At 42.7% G+C, this 19,953-nt stretch carries 17 protein-coding genes, 1 riboswitch and 1 other annotated feature; of the genes, 6 read left to right on the forward strand and 11 right to left on the reverse strand.

The annotated features are described in order from the left end of the window. Positions 1–102 precede the first annotated feature (102 nt). Entirely contained in the window at positions 103–702 is a 600-nt protein-coding gene (locus tag N0M92_RS07815; protein ID WP_260285227.1) for a hypothetical protein, read from the forward strand. Between the two features lie 766 nt (positions 703–1,468). Here N0M92_RS07815 and N0M92_RS07820 read toward each other — a convergent pair. The 6 genes from N0M92_RS07820 to N0M92_RS07845 form a co-directional block, all read right to left on the reverse strand. Continuing rightward, positions 1,469–1,624, reverse strand: coding sequence for a hypothetical protein (locus tag N0M92_RS07820; protein WP_260285228.1), 156 nt, complete (start codon positions 1,622–1,624; stop codon positions 1,469–1,471). A 49-nt stretch (positions 1,625–1,673) separates the two neighbouring features. Beyond that, positions 1,674–4,844 carry a S8 family peptidase gene (locus N0M92_RS07825; protein WP_260285229.1) on the reverse strand — a complete coding sequence of 1,057 codons (3,171 nt, stop codon included), beginning with the start codon at positions 4,842–4,844 and terminating at the stop codon, positions 1,674–1,676. A 324-nt stretch (positions 4,845–5,168) separates the two neighbouring features. Next, positions 5,169–7,583, reverse strand: coding sequence for a leucine--tRNA ligase (gene leuS / locus N0M92_RS07830; RefSeq protein WP_260285230.1), 2,415 nt, complete (start codon positions 7,581–7,583; stop codon positions 5,169–5,171). Between the two features lie 54 nt (positions 7,584–7,637). Continuing rightward, positions 7,638–7,869: a binding site (T-box leader), on the reverse strand. Positions 7,870–8,023: 154 nt separating this feature from the next. Then, the gene (locus N0M92_RS07835; protein WP_192206805.1) at positions 8,024–8,287 is read right to left on the reverse strand and encodes a DUF2524 family protein; all 264 of its coding nucleotides are present in this window, start codon (positions 8,285–8,287) and stop codon (positions 8,024–8,026) included. 95 nt (positions 8,288–8,382) lie between these two features. Then, complete coding sequence (locus N0M92_RS07840) at positions 8,383–8,571, reverse strand: hypothetical protein (RefSeq protein WP_260285231.1); 189 nt, start codon at positions 8,569–8,571, stop codon at positions 8,383–8,385. A gap of 3 nt (positions 8,572–8,574) precedes the next feature. After that, on the reverse strand, positions 8,575–8,889 hold the full coding sequence (locus N0M92_RS07845; RefSeq protein WP_260285232.1) for an SMI1/KNR4 family protein: 315 nt from the start codon (positions 8,887–8,889) through the stop codon (positions 8,575–8,577). A gap of 168 nt (positions 8,890–9,057) precedes the next feature. Here N0M92_RS07845 and N0M92_RS07850 point away from each other — a divergent pair, with 168 nt between their 5' ends. From N0M92_RS07850 to N0M92_RS07860, 3 genes are all read left to right on the forward strand, one after another. Further along, the gene (locus N0M92_RS07850) at positions 9,058–10,017 is read left to right on the forward strand and encodes a TIGR01212 family radical SAM protein (protein WP_260285233.1); all 960 of its coding nucleotides are present in this window, start codon (positions 9,058–9,060) and stop codon (positions 10,015–10,017) included. After that, positions 10,014–10,586, forward strand: a complete 573-nt coding sequence (locus N0M92_RS07855) for a class I SAM-dependent methyltransferase (RefSeq protein WP_260285234.1) — start codon at positions 10,014–10,016, stop codon at positions 10,584–10,586. Before N0M92_RS07850 ends, N0M92_RS07855 begins: the two co-directional genes overlap by 4 nt. Before the next feature lie 136 nt (positions 10,587–10,722). After that, complete coding sequence (locus N0M92_RS07860; protein WP_260285235.1) at positions 10,723–11,118, forward strand: hypothetical protein; 396 nt, start codon at positions 10,723–10,725, stop codon at positions 11,116–11,118. Positions 11,119–11,186: 68 nt separating this feature from the next. On the opposite strand, the gene N0M92_RS07865 is transcribed toward N0M92_RS07860, so the two are convergent. Beyond that, positions 11,187–11,990 (reverse strand): alpha/beta hydrolase, encoded by an 804-nt coding sequence (locus N0M92_RS07865; RefSeq protein WP_260285236.1) that lies wholly within the window; start codon positions 11,988–11,990, stop codon positions 11,187–11,189. 210 nt (positions 11,991–12,200) lie between these two features. On the opposite strand from N0M92_RS07865, the gene N0M92_RS07870 reads away from it, so the two are divergent. Beyond that, positions 12,201–12,719 (forward strand): gamma carbonic anhydrase, encoded by a 519-nt coding sequence (locus tag N0M92_RS07870; protein ID WP_053537396.1) that lies wholly within the window; start codon positions 12,201–12,203, stop codon positions 12,717–12,719. Between the two features lie 350 nt (positions 12,720–13,069). On the opposite strand, the gene N0M92_RS07875 is transcribed toward N0M92_RS07870, so the two are convergent. Beyond that, a complete protein-coding gene (locus N0M92_RS07875) occupies positions 13,070–13,222 on the reverse strand; it encodes a hypothetical protein (RefSeq protein ID WP_260285237.1) in 153 nt (50 codons plus the stop codon). A gap of 139 nt (positions 13,223–13,361) precedes the next feature. Then, a complete protein-coding gene (metK, locus tag N0M92_RS07880) occupies positions 13,362–14,555 on the reverse strand; it encodes a methionine adenosyltransferase (protein ID WP_260285238.1) in 1,194 nt (397 codons plus the stop codon). 164 nt (positions 14,556–14,719) lie between these two features. Beyond that, a riboswitch (SAM riboswitch) is annotated at positions 14,720–14,881 on the reverse strand. 430 nt (positions 14,882–15,311) lie between these two features. Here metK and pckA point away from each other — a divergent pair. Beyond that, positions 15,312–16,898 carry a phosphoenolpyruvate carboxykinase (ATP) gene (pckA, locus tag N0M92_RS07885; protein WP_192206811.1) on the forward strand — a complete coding sequence of 529 codons (1,587 nt, stop codon included), beginning with the start codon at positions 15,312–15,314 and terminating at the stop codon, positions 16,896–16,898. Positions 16,899–17,283: 385 nt separating this feature from the next. Here pckA and N0M92_RS07890 read toward each other — a convergent pair whose 3' ends face one another. After that, the gene (locus tag N0M92_RS07890) at positions 17,284–18,585 is read right to left on the reverse strand and encodes a nucleotide sugar dehydrogenase (protein WP_260285239.1); all 1,302 of its coding nucleotides are present in this window, start codon (positions 18,583–18,585) and stop codon (positions 17,284–17,286) included. Between the two features lie 41 nt (positions 18,586–18,626). Beyond that, the gene (locus N0M92_RS07895) at positions 18,627–19,943 is read right to left on the reverse strand and encodes a glycosyltransferase (RefSeq protein ID WP_260285240.1); all 1,317 of its coding nucleotides are present in this window, start codon (positions 19,941–19,943) and stop codon (positions 18,627–18,629) included. Positions 19,944–19,953: the final 10 nt, after the last annotated feature.

The following is a 19,953-nucleotide window of genomic DNA, read 5'->3' on the forward strand; positions in this document are numbered from 1 at the left end:
ATACCGATTGCTTGCCTTTTTGCCGTGTCCCAATTTCACTATAATGTTATAATATACAAAAATTGGTTTTAATTAGGAAATAGTATACAAGAGGTGAAAATCATGAAAAAGATCTTTCTATCCATCATCCTATCCCTGACCTCACTTTCGTTAGTCGCCTGTAAGGCTGGTGAGCCAAAATCCGGGAATGACCTTTCAGTTCCTGAGTTGACTGCAAGGGAAAAAGCCATCCTGGAGAATTCTAGTGAACATTCCTTTCTTATCGATTTCAATGTTGATGATACATACAAGGAGATGTCCGTCTGGGTCGAAAAATATGAATTTGGCAAACTTGTCGAACCTGAAATGGGACGCATGACAACTGCCGTCAGTGATAATGGGACAATCATCTTTACGAACTCCAAAACGGTTGCTGATCAAAATCAATCGATGTTCAACATCAGCATTCAAAATGACGCAGGTACGGATACAGTTACTTATCCTGAAACCATTGGTGAAATGGAGTCCAGCGTATGGGGCAGTGCTGACAAACTCAAAATAAACAGCACAAACAAGCTTGTATTGGCGAGTATTTGTTATTCAAACGGAAATGAAGGCATACGTTCACTTTCCACTGATTTTTATGGTGATAGTGATGGCTATATGGACGAGTTGAAGAAATACGATGTCGTCTATCTTCTGAGAAGTGAATTCACTAAATGAGCTGAGAAATGAAGGGGCAAGATAAATCGAACTTGCCCCTTCATTTTTTTCATTCCGCCCTATTTACCGCATCAAGACCTCCCCGCCCAGTCATCTCCCTAGCCTTACAGTAATCCCAATTTGCCTCCCGACGAATTACATATATTCCACATCAAGCTAGAGAAAAGCTCATGCTTTAAGAGCAATTCAAGATCGAAGTGGCGGAGTTGGCGGATCCACAAGCAAAAGAGAGTCCGCCAAGGGCTGACTCCCATAAATTCACAACCTCTTATTATTCTTATCTATATTAGTGAATTTTTTTAAAAGTTTTCATTTTTAAATGAATACCAGCTACTTTATCTTCGGTCATTTAATGTTTGTCGCAATTAATCCAACATCCATAAAAAGGGGGTTGAAGGAAGAGGCATTTGGGTGTAATCTTTAAAAATAAAAAAACGGAAAGAAGTTCTTTAATTGAAGAAAATCATCCTCCTCTTTGCAGCAGTAGTCATCGCGAGCTCTCTCGGACATCAAATAACCGGCGGATATGTGGACCCCCGGAAATCCCGCCCTAGGTATTTACATTTAAAATAAGGAATCCGCTTTTGTGCTGGATTCCTAATATTTTCGGAAGTATTTAATCCCCTTAAATTAATCACTTTCCTCATTATTTCTCTCTAATATCAGATCACCCTCATTCGATATATAACCATCATTTTCTATTTTTTCAATATACACGTTATAGCCATTTTTCAGTTCTATCTCGACTGGTTTTTTTCCATTTTCATCAATTTTCCACTGAATGGTTTGCAAACTTTCGGTTTTCCGTTTCATCCTTTAGATCGACAAACACTCGAATGTTATCGGATGTCCTTGATAGTACATAATTCCCCGCTTGTATTTCTGTACCGAACCGCTCATCATCGAGCGGTATTTCATTCATTTTCTCACAAAAAAAGCCGTTTAACCTGTAAGTTAAACGGCCTTCACTGCTATTTAGATTTTTTAACGGTTACTTTTGTTGCTTTTCCTGTATTGCCCGCTTTGTCTTTTGCTGAGACGTATAATGCGGACCCTGCTTTTTTCTTGCTGATTTTGATGGAGAAGTTCCCCTTACTATCAGCTTTTGCCGTTCCGATGTTTTTATTGCTGTACTTCACGGTTACGCTTGAACCGATTTCCGCTTTACCAGTTACTTTTGTTGCTTTGTCGTTTACTTCATTCACTTTCGGTGCACCTGGAGCGGTTTTATCTTTAACCGTTACTTTTGTTGCTTTTCCTGTATTGCCCGCTTTGTCTTTTGCTGAGACGTATAATGCGGACCCTGCTTTTTTCTTGCTGATTTTGATGGAGAAGTTCCCCTTACTATCAGCTTTTGCCGTTCCGATGTTTTTATTGCTGTACTTTACGGTTACGCTTGAACCGATTTCCGCTTTGCCAGTTACTTTTGTTGATTTATCGCTTACTTCATTCACTTTCGGTGCATCCGGAGCTGTTTTATCGAGAACAGTCACGGTTGCCGCCTTGCTTTCACGTTTCGCTAAGTCTGTAGCTGTGACTGAAAGTTTAGTGCCAGCCTTTTGCTTGCTGATTTTCACTTTGAAATTCCCTTTGCTGTCCGTGTTACCTGAACCAATCACTTTTTTTGCGCTATTTTTGATCGAGATTTTCATGTCCGCTTGTGATTGACCCGTTACATACGTATCTTTGTCACTTACAGCTTTAACTGTTGGTTTGTTAGGGGTTGCACCCTTATTCACGAATACTTTGATTGAAGATACTGCTAGTTTGGAAGAATCAGAGATATTCACCGTTAGCTGCTGCGCAGCTTTTTGGACCGGAATCGTAACGGTGAACGTTCCGTTAGCTGCCGCCGTTCCTTTACCGAGTGTTTTGTTTCCGCTTTTCACTTCGATTACTGAACCTTTTTTAGCTGAACCAGTCAGTTTTGTTTGCGTATCCATCACAAGATTGACTTTAGCTTGTAAATCCACGGCACTAAGAGCACTGTACGCATTCAGCCTTCCATAACCAGATACTAAATCTTTTCCGACAGGCAGCTCTTCTTCCGGCATCATGATTTCTCCATCTTCTGGTTGATAGTCCTCATAAGGGTCTACATTATCTTCTTCTTCAAAAGCGACATATTCCGATGTCTCATGAAGGATTTCCCTTACTTCATTCACTTTCAACCCAGGGTTTCCGGATAATAAAAGAGCTGTAGCTGCCGCAACATGGGGAGTTGCCATTGATGTACCATCCATGTAGGTAACATTCCCATTAGGCACAAGGCTCGGGATGCCTGTACCTGGAGCGACCATGTCCAATTTCGATCCATAATTGGAATAATCGGATACTAAATCAAGGGCATTGGTTGCACCGACGGATATGGCGTATTTAGATGATGCAGGATAAGAAAGGCCCTCCATCCCATCATTTCCGCTTGCTACGACAACCATTACATTCTTGGCAGCGGCATGTTTCAAGGCATATTCAATTGTCCTGCTATATTCTCCGCCCAAGCTAAGGTTTATGACCTTTGCACCATGATCCACGGCATATTTAATGCCTAGTGCAATTTTCTCATTGTCTCCATATCCTGAAGAGTCCAAGACCTTCACAGGCATGATTTTAGCTACTGGATTGATTCCTTGCATGGAATATCCATTATCCGCTTTGGCAGCGATGATTCCGGATACATGTGTACCATGGCCATTGTCATCGATCGCTTTTTCTTTCTTATCGATGAAGTTCCTGCCTGACTCCATTTTGACGACACCCTGTAGATCTGCAAGTGAATCATCGACTCCTGTGTCGATGACCGCTACCAATGTATCTTTTAAATTACGTTTCTTAATAAGGTTCTGCAGTTTTTCGTTATCGATGTCCGCTCCCTTTATGCCTTCTTCCCCACCGGCGTTAGCTAAAGACCATTGATACGGTGATTGAATGTCGGCAGAAAATGCTTTATACGTTTTTACCGGTTCGATATATTCCACTTCTGGAAGTTTCTCGATTTTCGATAGAGATGCTGTGCTCATTTTAGCTTGGTTCTTTAACTCTACTACATACATATCATCATACAGAACCTCTTGTTGTTTAGGTGCCACCGATAATGTTCCATATCCTTCTCCGCTTATCTTGGATTGGACAGCGTTTAATGACTTCCCTGGTTTAAGTTTGACAATATATTTGTTCTTTATATTCTTCGAAGCCGGAAGTTCGATTCCCGCTTTGCTTGCGATATCGACAATTCTCTCTCCTGCAAGCTTATCAAGGTTGATCTTCTTAGCTATGCTGTTCATTTCTTTTTTCAATCCAGCAGGTGCTACGTCTGCCGACTTATTGAATAAAGCTTTAATTGAGTCTTGCTGTTTGTTGCTAATGACTGCCGTACTGCTTGCTCCATTCTCATTAAGATCCTCAATAAGGGGCTTAATCTCGACTAAGTGTTTATAAACGGCTTCCCTTGCCGTTTTATTCCCGGCAAGATGAAAAGCCAGGAATGGCGAAGCTTTATAGTATAAAGAGGAAAGGGTGCGTCCCTCAGGCGACTTCGTGAGAACCTCATCTCTAAACACGCGGAGTGTTTTCAACATGGATTCTCCCGTTTTCTTATCGTTTACACTCACTTCAACCGGGCATGATTCGAGATCTTCCCCTTCGTCCCCGGCAGATGGCGGCAATGTTACTGAATGCGCATTGATGGAGTATTCAGCTACATTTTCCGCATCCGGGATCGGATTTCCCTCATCATCCGTATCGCCGAAATATTCAACTTTAACATAATATGTGCCTTCCCAAGCATATGGGAAATCGACTACGGCTTCTTCATCAGGATAAGAAGAGACCATATAATTACTCTCATCTTTTTCTGCTTTTTCTTTATCTTGATATACGGAAATATTCAAGATTTTGTCCGAATTGACTTCGAATTCAATGTGGGAGAACTTTTGTATTTCTTCTGTTGTGGGACTGATTTGATACCATTGAACATCCGGTTTTTCAAACTTTCCGTCCAGAGTGTCCCCATTTTTAATCGTTTTTACATTTTCAACGGGTGTTGCTGGTGCAGCTTGAGAATTTAGCGGAATAATCAAGCTGAAAATCAGTGAAAAAATTAGTACACACGCCGTAATTCGACTCACATTCTTAAATTTCACGGTTTTCCCTCCAATAATTGGTTAAAAAATAACAGTACTATACCAAACTATCACACTGTAAAATTTTATCAACCAATTTTTTTCCTTTTTTATGTCAAATGCTTGATTTATTTGTCCATTAAGCCGAAAAATGATTCACATGTACCAATTAAGCAAGATATTTGAGTTCCGATGGTCATCTCATGACGATAGTCGTTGCCAATATTCGATAGATTCAAATCGGTGAAAATCCTAACATGACCTATTTCCTATGGCGGTCAATGACTGCGAAAAAAAAGCTGCCCCGCAGTAAAAGTATGCGGGACAGCTTCCAATCATTATTATTTAGTTGGCGACGATATTGACTAATTTGCCTGGTACGGCAATCACTTTACGAATGGTTTTTCCATCGATTTGTTCTTTGATGGAATCATCACCCATCGCGATTTCTTCCAGTTTTTCTTTCGTAGTGTCAGTCGGCACCATTAATTTCGCTTTGACTTTTCCGTTGATTTGGATGACGATTTCGACTTCGTTATCCACTAACTTCGCTTCGTCGAAAGCCGGCCATGTTCCGTACGTGATGCTTTCGGAATGACCCAATTTAGACCAAATTTCCTCGGCGATGTGCGGTGCAACTGGTGCAAGCAGCTTTACGAAGCCTTCGATATATACTTTAGGAAGCGAATCCGCTTTATAAGCATCATTAATGAATACCATCAATTGTGAAATCGCCGTATTGAATTTCAATTCCTCATAGTTCTCGGTCACTTTTTTAACCGTTTGATGATAGACTTTTTCGAGCTTGCCCGTGTCATCGGTTTCTGTCATCTTATCTGTGATCGTACCGTCATCGTTGACCAATAAACGCCAGATACGGTCAAGGAATCTGCGAGAACCGTCCAATCCGTTTGTGGACCAGGCAATCGAAGCATCCAATGGTCCCATGAACATTTCGTACATGCGAAGTGTATCGGCACCATGGCTTTCAACGATATCATCCGGGTTCACGACATTCCCTTTGGATTTACTCATTTTTTCATTATTCTCGCCAAGGATCATTCCTTGGTTGAATAGGTTTTGGAATGGTTCCTTCGTTGGCACGACACCGATATCATACAAGAATTTATGCCAGAAACGAGCGTAAAGCAAGTGAAGCACCGCATGCTCGGCGCCGCCGATATAAATGTCGACCGGCATCCATTCTTTTAATTTTTCAGGATCTGCAAGTGCTTCCTTGTTGTCAGGATCGATATAACGTAGGAAGTACCAGCTGCTGCCTGCCCACTGTGGCATCGTGTTTGTCTCACGGCGCCCTTTTCGTCCGTTTTCATCCGTAACATTCACCCATTCCGATATGTTCGCAAGTGGTGATTCGCCTGTACCTGAAGGCTTGATGTCCGTAGCTTTTGGTAAAATCAACGGAAGATCTTCTTCCTTCACTGGAGACATCGTGCCGTCTTCCCAATGGATGATTGGAATCGGTTCACCCCAGTAACGCTGACGGCTGAATAACCAATCGCGAAGGCGGTATGTTATTTTCTTCGTTCCGATTTCTTTCTCTTCCAGCCATTTGATCATGGTCGAAATGGCTTCTTCTTTATTCAATCCATCAAGGAATTCCGAATTCACATGAAGACCATCGCCTGTATATGCTTCACTTGTCACGTCTCCGCCAGCTACGACTTCCTTGATCGGCAAGTCGAACTTGACTGCAAATTCATAATCACGCTCATCATGGGCAGGAACGGCCATGATTGCTCCTGTTCCATAGCTGATCAACACGTAATCGGCAATCCAGATCGGCATTTTTTCGCCGTTTACCGGGTTAATGGCATAAGCCCCCGTGAACACGCCTGATTTGTCCTTTGCCAAGTCTGTTCTTTCCAAGTCGCTTTTATGTTTCACTTCATCTAAATAGGCCTCAACTGCCGCCCTTTGATCAGCCGACGTAATTTTATCGACAAACTGATGTTCAGGTGCCAATACGGCATATGTTGCCCCGAATAACGTATCCGGACGAGTCGTGAACACCGTGAATGTTTCATCAAAGCCATCGATATTGAATGTAACCTCCGCTCCCTCGGAACGGCCAATCCAGTTACGCTGCATATCCTTGATGTTTTCCGGCCAATCCACATCATTCAGATCATCGATTAAGCGGTCTGCATACGCCGTGATACGAAGCATCCACTGTTTCATCGGACGGCGCTCGACCGGATGGCCCCCACGCTCACTTTTCCCATCGATGACTTCTTCGTTAGCCAATACCGTACCAAGTGCCGGACACCAGTTAACGGCCACTTCATCAATATATGCAAGGCCCTTTTCATATAATTTCAAGAAGATCCATTGCGTCCATTTGTAATAGTCGGGATCTGTCGTGTTTATTTCGCGATCCCAGTCATAAGAAAAACCAAGGGCTTTGATTTGGCGGCGGAACGTGTTGATGTTGTGTTCCGTGAATTCAGCCGGATCATTTCCCGTATCGATTGCATATTGCTCTGCAGGAAGTCCAAAAGCGTCCCAGCCGATCGGGTGCAATACATTATACCCCTGCGCCCGTTTCATCCGTGCCAGGATATCGCTTGCCGTATAACCTTCCGGGTGCCCTACATGAAGACCGGCCCCTGAAGGATACGGGAACATATCCAGCGCATAGAATTTGCGTTTGCCGCTTTCTTCACCCGTTTTGAATGTCTTATTGCCTTCCCAATACTTTTGCCATTTCGTTTCTATGCTTCTATGATCAAAACTCATATGATTTCCTCCTAATTTCCGTATAAAAAAACAATAAAAAACCCCTCATCCCAAAATAGGGACGAGAGGATTATGTATATCTTCCCGCGGTACCACCCACATTGGCGATAGCTAAAATCCGCCCAGCTTAAAACATCCGTAACATGGATTAAAACGCCAGGCATTACTTTTCACCTTCACACCCGGGACTCCAAGGCGAGTTCACGACCATCCCAGATTGACTTGCACCACCCGTCAACTCTCTTTACTGGTTTAAACCGCTACTATTCCTCATCACAGTCTTTATGAGAATATTGCATTTTATTTTATTCTAGTCAATTTCATCGACAATTGCAATAGCCGTACATAAACATTATCGACAGGTTTTTCATTATATATGCGAATTAAAGAAAAATTGTGCAAAAAAGGGAGCTATTCATTCATAGCTCCCTTGTTTCCATTTAATGTCGCAGTAAGATCATTTCATTCCTCAATTGATTCAACTGCTGCTTCATCCGCGATAGCATTTCCCGTTGCTGGTCATTCGAACTGGCATACAATCGCTCCATATCCGTCAAAGCCTCTTCGATATACTTTTGCGAATTTTGAAATTGTTCATCATCATAATGCTCCTGCCGTGAGGCCTCGTTAAATTCATACTCTGCAAAATGGAGAGCCCCTTCACATTGCTCTAAAAAATGATCGACGGATTGTCTGGTTGCCATTTCAAACCCTCTCCTTCGCGTCTCATTTGGATGATTCGGAATCATCTTGTTTAGTTTGAGCAAATAACGGTTGGATTATCATTTTTTTTGAGCATTCAACCTTTATCCCAAAACTTCTCACCTTGATGGGAAATGAACCGCTCAATCCATTCAGCAAAGCCCATATGGAGTTTCTCTCCTTCTTCAAAATCATCGATATGGCCTTTTACCATTAAATACTCCTTATCGCCTTTAGCGACTGCTTCCCCATCGATGACGATATTATCTTGATAAATGCAGGCCACTTTCTAGCATCCCTCGTATGAATTTTCATATGTGTAATTAATAATATCATCCAGACTGTATAAATCATTTTCCCCACCCGATTCCACATTATCGAACAGACGGCATCCATTGGTTATTCTTAAAAACTCCTTATAATCCTCGGGCAGAAGCAGTCCGGTTTTCTTTTCAAAGGAATGAATTTGTTCATCCGAAGCAGGTGAATTGAAGGTGCAAGTCGCTTTGTATATAAACCCATCTTCATTTACTTCGATCACCTGATTATTTTCGGCTAATTTCTTTTTCATTTGATTAATCGCTTCTTCAACTTGACCGGTCATGTCCATCAGCTCCCGATTGGATATAGTCATTCAAAGATATACTGGAAATAGCAGCAAAATGTTTAGCCTTCAAGTATACAGTATACGCTTATTTTTCGAAAAAAGACCTAGCTGCGAGAATGTTGTATAATATATGTTGCTCTTTATTTTATTTAGGAGGTTGCTGATTTGAATCAAGCAAACCCGTTTATATATGCAACGGATAACAAACGATATCATACATGGAATTACCACCTGAGGGAACATTTTGGACATAAGGTCTTTAAAGTTGCCCTGGATGGGGGTTTTGACTGTCCGAACCGTGATGGCACCGTCGCACATGGCGGCTGTACCTTCTGCAGTGCCTCAGGCTCTGGTGACTTTGCGGGCAACAGGATTGAACCCCTCGACGTCCAGTTCAAGAAGATCAGCGAACGGATGCATCATAAATGGAAAAATGGAAAATATATGGCCTATTTCCAAGCGTTCACGAATACGCATGCACCCGTGGCAGAGCTTCGCGAGAAATACGAAAGTGTATGGACCCAGGAAGGTGTCGTCGGACTCTCGATCGCGACACGCCCGGACTGCCTTCCAGATGATGTAGTCGAGTATTTAGCGGAATTGAACGAACGCACCTACCTTTGGGTGGAGCTTGGTCTCCAGACCGTTCATGAAAAGACCGCAACGATGATCAACCGTGCCCACGACTTCGATTGCTACAAAGAAGGCGTCGATAAACTGCGCAAACACGGCATCCGCGTATGCTCCCATATCATCAATGGCCTACCTCAGGAAGATTACGGCATGATGATGGAAACAGCCCGTGAAGTCGCCAAACTCGATGTGCAGGGGATAAAGATCCATTTACTTCATCTATTAAAAGGGACACCGATGGTCAAACAATATGAAAAAGGCCTGCTCGAATTTCTTGACCGTGACGATTATGTCAGTCTGGTATGTGACCAGCTCGAAATAATCCCTCCAGAAATGATCGTCCATCGCATTACGGGTGACGGTCCGATCGATTTGATGATCGGTCCAATGTGGAGCGTCAATAAATGGGATGTCTTGAATGCCATTGACGCCGAATTGAAACGCCGCAACAGCTGGCAGGGAAAAAATCATCACACGGAGGTACAATCATGAAGCTTGATCGAATTTTGCCATTCGCCAGGATTCTGCTGGAAAAAGCGGTCCGCCCCGGGGATATAACCATGGATGGCACGATGGGCAACGGTTTTGATACGGCCTTTCTTGCAGGGCTTACAGGTGTAAATGGACATGTCTATAGTTTTGATATTCAGAAAGAAGCGATCCAAACCACAACGGCGAAACTGGACGCCGAGAATTTACAAGAGCGCTGCACCCTCATTCACGATGGGCATGAACATGTAAGCAAATACATCAAGAATGAACATTCCGGAAAGATCACAGGTGCCATTTTCAACCTAGGCTACCTTCCTGGCGGAGACAAATCAATCATTACCCAAGCCGATACGACAATATCAGCCATTGAACAGCTGTTCGAACTGATGGCGCCTGAAGGCATCATCATCCTCGTCATTTACCATGGTCATCCGGGGGGATCGGAAGAACGGGATGCATTGATGGATTACGTAGAGAACTTCCCTCAACAGAAAGCCCATATCCTGAAATACGGGTTCATCAACCAAGCAAACAATCCACCATTCATTGTCGCGATTGAAAAAAGATGATGACTTTTGACACCGTTCGCCACGAACGGTGTTTTTTCAATCCCAACTCGCAGCAGCAGAATTACCAATCATAACTTTTTGAATTTTTCGTCTATAATGATTATAATGATAGAAAATAGATAAGAGGGTGCAGAAAATGGAACATTTGCCTACTTCATTACTGACGGATATATTGACTGAAAAAATCAAAAGGGATTCAAATGAGCAATACGGGGATTTTGTCAGCTCGCTTAACTCGTTGACAGAAAAACAAAAAACCATGGACGACCTCAAACAATTCGATCATCATTTTGATAAGTTCCTGCCACAGCTCGATTTAATGATTTCCACCCAAAACCATGAATCGATCATGAATATGAAAGCGACTCTTTTGGACCTATTCGCCAATGACTTGACCTTCAAATCCATTTATCTTCTATCGACCGCATTATCCAATAAAAAAGAACTTACACATTTAAACCAATTTATGTATCCGGTTACTTTCTGGGCACCGGTCATCAAATCGAATGAAATGCTTAAAAACGCAGGCTGAACCAAATAAAAAAAGCTGCCGAGATTACATTCGGCAGCTTTTTCATTTATCGTGAAAGTATGTACTGATCAAACGACATACCCTAATATCTTTAAACGGTTTTCAACAAAACTCAGCGCATATTGAAATACATCATCTCTCTCTGGTTCATTGAAGATTTCATGATAAAGCTTCGGCCATTCCTTATATTGCTTTTCACTGGCCAAGTTATAATTAAACCACTCACGAACCGCCTTCTTATTCACGATTCGGTCATCTCCGCCCTGCATGACCAAAAGCGGCACATCCTGAAATTCAGGAATCTCTTCAAAAGCATCCTTCATGGCCTGTGCGAGCTCGCGATACCAGCGGATCGAAACCTTCGTGATATATAATGTATCGTTTCTATCGGATTCACGGATTTCCGCACTTCTCGTCGCCATTTCAGGTGTCAATCCGGAATCTACCCTGAACATAGGCGTCACGATGTTCAAACCATGCGAGATGGTTGTAAGGAACTTCCGCGGCTTCGTCACGAGGCCCAAGCATGGAGAAGAAAGAATCACCCCTGCAATGTCCCATTCCTCTTCCTGAAGAAGGCGTATCGAAATCAAACCGCCCATGCTGTGTCCAAGCAAAAAGACCGGCAACGAATATTCGTAAGCCTCTTCTATCCAGCTTTTCACTTCGTCCAAATACTCATCAAAGGAATCGATATGTCCCCGGTAGGCGCGAGTTGTCATACCCTGCCCAGGAAGGTCGCCCATGACGACATGGTATCCAGCTGAAAGCCACATTTGTGTTACCCACTTATAACGTCCGTGATGTTCCATTGCCCCATGAATGATGACAATGACTCCTTTTGCGTCTCCTTCTGTCTCCCATTTCCACATTCGAAATCCCCCTTTCGCTTTTCACTTGTTGTGTACGATTCATGATAGTCAAAATAATATATATAAATTATAACCATATTCGTGATTTTCGACAAAAAAGAAATCTAACAAGTTGTACATTGCTATTATAAATAGCCAAGTGTATTTACATACGGTATATTAAAATAATACATAAAAACATTCACTTCGGAAAGGAAATGATTGAAATTGATTATTTATCCGTATAAAGGCAAAGAACCTGAAATCGCTGAAAGCGCTTATATCGCTGAGAATGCTGTCGTGACAGGTGATGTCAAAATCGGCGACGAAACATCCATTTGGTTCAATTCCGTCATTCGCGGTGATGTATCCCCAACCATCATCGGGAAAAAAGTCAGTATACAGGATAACAGCATCCTGCACCAAAGCCCAAATAATCCATTGATCATCGAGGATGAAGTGACCATTGGCCATCAGGTCATTTTACATAGCTGTAAAATCCGCAAAGGAGCTTTGATCGGCATGGGATCGATCGTGCTAGATGAAGCCGAAATCGGCGAAGGGGCCTTCATCGGTGCCGGCAGTCTCGTTCCCCAAGGTAAAGTCATTCCACCGAACATGCTGGCATTCGGACGTCCAGCTAAAGTCATTCGCGAAATCAACGAAGAAGACCGCCAGGATATGGAACGCATCGTACGTGAATACGCCGAAAAAGGACAATACTATAAAACGGCTGAACGAATAAAGTAACGCACGACCAATTGACTGAAAGTTACGAGTATTATACTGTAACTCACCAGTAAACGTTACAAACTTACGAGTAAACTGCTCTAACTCACGAGTAATTGCTCTGACTCACGAGTAAACTGCTCTAACTCACGAGTAATTGCTACTAACTCACGAGTAAAACGCTCTAACTCATGAGTAATTGCTACTAACATGAGTAAATTGCTCTAATTCACGAGTAAACTGCTCTAATTCACGAGTATACTGCTCTAACTCACGAGTATACTGCTCTAACTCACGAGTAAACTGCACTAACTCACGAGTAAAACGCTCTAACTCACGAGTATACTGCTCTAATTCACGAGTAAATTGCTCTAACTTACGAGTAAATGCCCTAACTCACGAGTAAAACGCTCTAACTCACGAGTAATTGCTACTAATTCACGAGTAAATTGCTCTAACTTACGAGTAATTGCTACTAACTCACGAGTAAACTGCTCTAACTTACGAGTAGTTGACCCAAACAAACTTGTAAACGCCCCTGACTCACGCGTATTGCACGTAAGTTGAATTTTTTTGGGATTTCTTGAATTATTCCCGCTGACGGCAAAATTAATCCATAAAAAAGGTGCCCCGCTAATTGCGGGACACCCTTTTTTATATGGATTACGCTTGTGCTTTTAATGTTTCTGCTTTGTCCGTGCGTTCCCATGGAAGATCGACATCTGTACGGCCAAAGTGTCCGTAGGCAGCTGTTTGTTTGTAGATCGGGCGACGAAGGTCAAGCATTTTGATGATACCTGCTGGACGAAGGTCGAAGTTAGCGCGAACTAGGTCAACAAGGACTTCTTCGCTAACTGTACCAGTTCCGAACGTATCAATTGAGATAGATACTGGCTCTGCAACACCAATTGCGTAGGCCAATTGAACTTCCGCTTTGTCGGCAAGGCCGGCTGCCACGATGTTTTTCGCAACATAACGAGCAGCGTATGCAGCAGAACGGTCAACTTTAGTAGCATCCTTACCAGAGAATGCACCGCCGCCGTGGCGAGCGTATCCGCCGTAAGTATCAACGATGATTTTACGTCCAGTAAGACCAGCATCCCCTTGAGGTCCGCCAATTACGAAACGGCCAGTCGGGTTGATGAAGTACTTAGTATCGGCATCGATCAATTCAGCTGGAACGACTGCTTCGATCACATGTTCTTTTAGATCGGCTTGAATTTGTTCAAGCGTAATTTCTGCATCATGCTGTGTAGAGATAACGATCGTATCTACACGTACAGGAACGTTATTTTCATCATATTCCACAGTTACCTGTGTTTTACCATCAGGGCGCAGGTAAGCAAGAGTTTCATCTTTACGGACTTGAGCCAAGCGGAATGAAAGTTTATGCGCCAATGAAATCGGAAGCGGCATAAGCTCTTCTGTTTCATTACAAGCAAATCCGAACATAAGACCTTGGTCCCCTGCACCGATTGCATCGATTTCTTCCTCTGACATGTTTCCTTCACGAGCTTCCAATGCTTTATCGACACCAGCTGCGATATCGGCAGACTGCTCATCAATGGAACTCAACACGGCACAAGTTTCAGCATCGAAACCGTATTTCGCACGTGTGTAGCCAATTCCTTTAATCGTATCACGAACGATACGCGGAATATCTACGTAAGCGGAGGTTGTAATTTCACCGGCAACAAGTACAAGACCTGTAGTTACGCTAGTTTCACACGCAACACGTGCATTTGCATCCTTAGCTAGGATAGCATCTAAAATGGAATCTGAAATCTGATCACAAATTTTGTCCGGATGGCCCTCTGTAACAGATTCAGAAGTAAATAGACGTTTCTTTGACATCATATTTCCTCCTTGGAAGTTAGTATGTTGCAGGCAAAAGCCTGAATTTTACGGAACTCGTTTCCCTCATTAGTTTCAACTATAGACACAGAATTACTTATTAAAAAACACAAAAACCTTCCCTGGCAAATGAGGAAAGGTTTAACATTCTGTCTTCTATCCTTTCACTCTTATCGTTCAAGGGTTTTTACCTTGCTCAGGTTAGCACCATCACCACTATTCCTTGAAGACCTTCGCTTTATTTTCGGCGATCGATCTTGGAGTCAAGTTCATTATGGCAGGTTGCTGGGTTTCAAAGGGCCTGTCCCTCCACCAACTCGGGATAAGAGAATCCGTACAATTTAAGATATTATCGTATCTGGCTGGAACTTGTCAATGCTTTTCTAAAAAGATGATATCCATCCAGAATGGCGTTCATTTGAAAAAACATGTTGTTGCAACGTCCTAGAAGGGCTTACAATGCAAAATACGAATAGAAATGTTGTAAATTGCCATTAATAATAAAGGAATGAGCATCCGAAAAGGAACGACATCCTGACTTTCCCTTTAGCCATATATTGCTTACTTACTTCCTATTAAAATAAAATTATCTTCATGAAAGTTTATGCGGTAATCCTGAATCGGTTCCTGCCGGATGAAAATGATTAACGCAACCAACTGAAAATAATCACAAATTAAAAGAAATAGTATAGACTAATTAAATGAATGTGTTATACTAATTGTAATCTAAAAACTTAAACAAAGGAAGGTACCTCATATATGAATTCTGTAGACGTTTCTAATGAGTTACACCAATTATTAACAGGAAACAATGTGCAAACTCAACTTTCAGTTCCTCAATTGGTCGAAAAAGTATTAAGCAGAAATGAAGGCGTTCTAACATCAACCGGTGCGGTAAAAGCTGAAACTGGCAAATATACAGGTCGTTCACCTAAAGATAAATATATCGTTGAAGAAGCATCAGTTAAAGATAAAATCGATTGGGGTCCAGTGAACCAGCCAATTTCCGAAGATGTATTCAATAAACTATATAATAAAGTAGTTGACTACCTAAAAGCAAAAGAAGAGATTTTTGTTTTTAAAGGTTTCGCTGGTGCAGATGAATCATCACGTCTTCCGATCCGTGTTGTTAATGAATATGCTTGGCATAACCTTTTCGCCCATACTTTGTTCATCCGTCCAAACGAAGAGGAATTGAGAGGTCACGAAGCTGAATTCACAATCCTTTCTGCACCTAACTTCAAAGCAGACCCGGAAGTTGACGGAACTACATCCGAAACTTTCATCATCGTTTCATTTGAACGCCGTACCATCCTGATCGGCGGAACGGAATATGCAGGAGAAATGAAAAAATCGATCTTCTCGATCATGAACTACTTACTTCCAGAGGCTGGAATCCTTCCAATGCATTGCTCTGCTAACGTAGGACGTGAAGGGGACGTCGCTTTATTCTTCGGTCTGTCCGGTACAGGCAAAACGACTTTGTCTGCAGACACGAGCCGTAAACTGATTGGCGATGACGAGCACGGCTGGTCTTCTAACGGCGTATTCAACATCGAAGGCGGCTGCTATGCGAAAACGATCAACCTTTCACGTGAAAAAGAACCACAAATTTTCGATGCGATCCGTTTCGGTGCCGTACTGGAAAATGTTGTTGTTGATCCGGATACACGTGAAGCGAACTATGATGACAGTTCATTGACTGAAAACACTCGTGCTGCTTACCAAATGCAAGCGATCGATAACATCGTGAACCCAAGTATTGCAGGACATCCAAATACAATCATTTTCTTGACAGCTGATGCTTCAGGCGTTCTGCCTCCAATCAGCAAGCTTTCCAAAGAACAGGCAATGTTCCACTTCCTAAGCGGATACACTAGTAAATTGGCTGGTACTGAAAGAGGCGTAACTTCACCGGAAGCTACATTCTCCACTTGCTTCGGTTCACCATTCTTACCGCTTCCAGCTACACGCTATGCCGAGATGCTTGGTGATAAAATCGACGAGCACAATGCAAAGGTATACCTTGTCAACACTGGATGGACTGGCGGTGCATATGGAACTGGAAGCCGTATGAAACTTGCTTACACCCGTGCAATGGTACAAGCTGCACTTGAAGGTGAATTAGCGAACATCGAAACGATCAAAGATGATATCTTCGGTTTGGATATCCCGCTTCATGTTCCTGGTGTTCCTGATGAAGTGCTTCAACCAATCAAGACTTGGGCAGATCCTGCAGCTTATAAAGAAGCAGCAACAGACCTTGCCGCTCAATTCCGTGCAAACTTCAAGAAATTCAAAAGCGTTCCAAGTGAGATCGAAGAACTTGGCGGACCGACAGCTTAATAAATTTTACACAAAAGGATCAAGCTCTTGCTTGGTCCTTTCAGTTTGTCGACAAGAAAGTATCTCTTCCCGAACCGAACCAAGACTATGTTTTTCTTTATTAAGCAAAATAGGGCGAAAAATGGCGTCTACGGTCGTATATAGTGCTGGACAGGGCGAAAAACGGCGCTTGCTTGCTGTCGAATAACTGGCTTCCCAAGCCCCCGCCGGATGCCCGCTGCGAGAGGCTTGGCAGACACAGACAGTCTCGGCGGAAAGGATTGTTTCTACAATCTGTCTGAAAGGACCAAGCTCTTGCATGGTCCTTTTCTTCATTGGAAAAAGGGCACTGTCATAGACAGCGCCGCCTTTATCCTTATTCCATTAACGATGTTTGTCCAAGTTTTTAGATGATCGCTTTATTCCTGGCTTTTTTCATGGACATCGTTTTGTATTCATATATATTGCCCAGGTTGGCCACCGGGACATCTGTTTTAGTTGCATCAATGCAATTGCGTGTATCCAAAATCAATTTATTGCTCATGAGATTCGCTAGCTTATCATAGTCCATCTGTTTAAATTCATCATGGTCAGTCAAGACAAGTATCAAGTCGGCATCATTTACAGCGTCTTCGACAGATACGACTGGCATCTTTCCGGATTGGACATGCGGGTCATGCAAGGCTACATCCATGTTGTCCATCCCCATCAGGATATTGACGACATCAATGGCGGGACTTTCTCGAATATCATCTACATTTCCTTTGTATGCAAGACCGAAAACGGCGACTTTTGGATTCCGGATCCCCTCTAGCATCATCCTTACGGAATTAACGATGTAATAAGGCATCGATACATTGGTATCACGGGCCAATTTAATGATTCTCGCATACTCTGGTGCCTTTGCAACGATGAAATATGGATCGACCGCTAAACAATGGCCGCCAACGCCTGGCCCAGGTTGGTGTATATTCACACGAGGGTGTTTGTTCGCCATCGATATGACATCCAAAACATTGATGTCAAGCTCGAAACAGATTTTCGTCAGCTCATTCGCAAGGGCGATATTGACATCCCTGAAGGTGTTTTCCATCAGTTTGGACATTTCAGCCGTTTTCGCATCCGTCTGAATGATCTCCCCTTGAACGAAGGTTTTATAAACAAGGCTTCCTTTATATGAGCATGTTTCCGTGATGCCTCCGACGATACGGTTATTATGAACCAACTCTTCAAGAATCCTTCCAGGTAAAACACGTTCCGGACAATGAACGAGGAAAATGTCTTTTCCGATGGTAAGGCCCGTCCTCTCGATCATCGGTTTAATATGATCATCCATGCTTCTCGGCGCTATCGTCGATTCGATAATGATGACATTCCCTTTTTTGATAAAAGGAAGAATGTTGGAGGTTGCATCCATGACATGAGTTAAATCACAAGATTGATGTATGTCCTTTTTATTTGGTGTAGGCACCGCGATAATGAAAACATCCGCATGTTCCGGGCTTAACGCAGCTCTGAACTTATTGGAAATAAGCACTTCTTGCAATACCTCTCCCAAACCTGGTTCTTCGATATGGAGCCTGCCGCTATTCAAATTGGAAATAATCTCAGGATGGATATCCACGCCGACAACATCGACACCGTGTTTCGCAAACATTAAAGAAGTTGGAAGTCCTATATAACCAAGTCCGATTGTACAAAGTTTCATATAAACCACTCCTATCTATTTTTCTGCTACACTCACATTCGTTAGGCTGTGTGATAGATTTCGATAAAGATTTCCTTCTCTTGTTTCCAATTGTACTTTTGTCGCGCATTCAGGCAGTTATTGCTCATTTCCGCCCTTTTTTCAGGATGTTTCAATAAGTAATTGACGCCTTCGGCAATTGATTTTGGATCATGTGAATCGACACACACACCGATTTTTTCTGTATCGACAACCTTTTGAATTTCAGGAAAGCTGCAGGCAACCACAGGCACACCGCTCATCATATATTCAAACAATTTATTTGAGGATGCGGAGTAGTGATTAAAGCAGACATTATTCAATATCTGAAAACCTAAATACGCATTTTTTGTATAATGGAGCAGCTCGTCGACCGGAACCTTCGGCAGGAACTTCACACGATGCTCCAGATTCATGTCGCTTACTTTTTTCATTAATTCGTCCTTGATTCTTCCATCCCCGATAAAAACTACCGTCCCGCCTTCGATCATCGGTACAGCATCAACCAATTGCTCCAATCCTCTTCCCATTTGCACGCCGCCTTGGTATAACAATATCGGTTCATTCTCTGGCAAATCGAGCAGCTCATGCAAATTCACGGCCGTACTTTCCTCAGGATTGGTTGGTATCGGGTAGTTATGGACCACCTTGGGATACAGACCATATAAGTCTTCGTTATACTTAGCTCTCGTATGGTTTTCGGCAATCATTTCATCGACGAACATTAATAGGAATTTCTCCATCAGCCCGTAAATTCGGCTATTATATCCCGTTCTGCTCGTTTGCACCTCATGCGAGTCATAAATCAGTTTTTTTCTTCTCAACCATTTACTGCTGATCGCTCCCTGCATGAGCGTATTCAAGTCATTCGAATGGTAGAAATCATATTTCCTTTTCCGGCCATGATAGATCATTTGACCAAAAATATAGCTCCTTGTTAATAGGGTGGGCAGCTTCGTTTTAGTGATGATCATGGTGCACATCGCAAGGAGTGCAAGGGAACCGAACAGTATTCCCGATCCCAGCCAGCCGTTGATCAAGTTCAAGTTCCACAACGTATTCCAGACCAATAAGGCCAATAGAACGATTTCAAACTTCTTTTTCTTCAATTTGCCTACGATCCTGAGAACCCTATGAAGCGCCTCCCAGCGGTTATTCACCCTAGTGACGGAGAAACCATTTTGGTGTTTCTCCTTTTTGGGCAATCCCTCGATTTTCCAGTTATGAATGGCAATTAAATCGACTTCATAACCAGCTTCAGTAAGTGCTGTGCACTCTCTTAGAACCCTCGCATCGTTTGTAAAGTGATTCCACACGAACATACATACTTTCTTCGCCATGTTGTCCTCC

Origin of the sequence: Peribacillus aracenensis (assembly GCF_025175645.1) — a bacterium.
In the GTDB taxonomy this organism is placed as follows: Bacteria; Bacillota; Bacilli; order Bacillales; family DSM-1321; genus Peribacillus; species Peribacillus aracenensis.

Excerpts from the sequence above, each read along its gene's own strand:
- N0M92_RS07860 (WP_260285235.1), top strand. The coding sequence starts at position 10,723 with ATGGAACATTTGCCTACTTCATTACTGACGGATATATTGACTGAAAAA.
- N0M92_RS07820 (WP_260285228.1), bottom strand. The coding sequence starts at position 1,624 with ATGAATGAAATACCGCTCGATGATGAGCGGTTCGGTACAGAAATACAA.
- N0M92_RS07865 (WP_260285236.1), bottom strand. The coding sequence starts at position 11,990 with ATGTGGAAATGGGAGACAGAAGGAGACGCAAAAGGAGTCATTGTCATC.
- N0M92_RS07845 (WP_260285232.1), bottom strand. The coding sequence starts at position 8,889 with ATGACCGGTCAAGTTGAAGAAGCGATTAATCAAATGAAAAAGAAATTA.
- N0M92_RS07855 (WP_260285234.1), top strand. The coding sequence starts at position 10,014 with ATGAAGCTTGATCGAATTTTGCCATTCGCCAGGATTCTGCTGGAAAAA.
- N0M92_RS07835 (WP_192206805.1), bottom strand. The coding sequence starts at position 8,287 with ATGGCAACCAGACAATCCGTCGATCATTTTTTAGAGCAATGTGAAGGG.
- metK (WP_260285238.1), bottom strand. The coding sequence starts at position 14,555 with ATGATGTCAAAGAAACGTCTATTTACTTCTGAATCTGTTACAGAGGGC.
- pckA (WP_192206811.1), top strand. The coding sequence starts at position 15,312 with ATGAATTCTGTAGACGTTTCTAATGAGTTACACCAATTATTAACAGGA.
- N0M92_RS07815 (WP_260285227.1), top strand. The coding sequence starts at position 103 with ATGAAAAAGATCTTTCTATCCATCATCCTATCCCTGACCTCACTTTCG.
- N0M92_RS07890 (WP_260285239.1), bottom strand. The coding sequence starts at position 18,585 with ATGAAACTTTGTACAATCGGACTTGGTTATATAGGACTTCCAACTTCT.
- leuS (WP_260285230.1), bottom strand. The coding sequence starts at position 7,583 with ATGAGTTTTGATCATAGAAGCATAGAAACGAAATGGCAAAAGTATTGG.
- N0M92_RS07895 (WP_260285240.1), bottom strand. The coding sequence starts at position 19,943 with ATGGCGAAGAAAGTATGTATGTTCGTGTGGAATCACTTTACAAACGAT.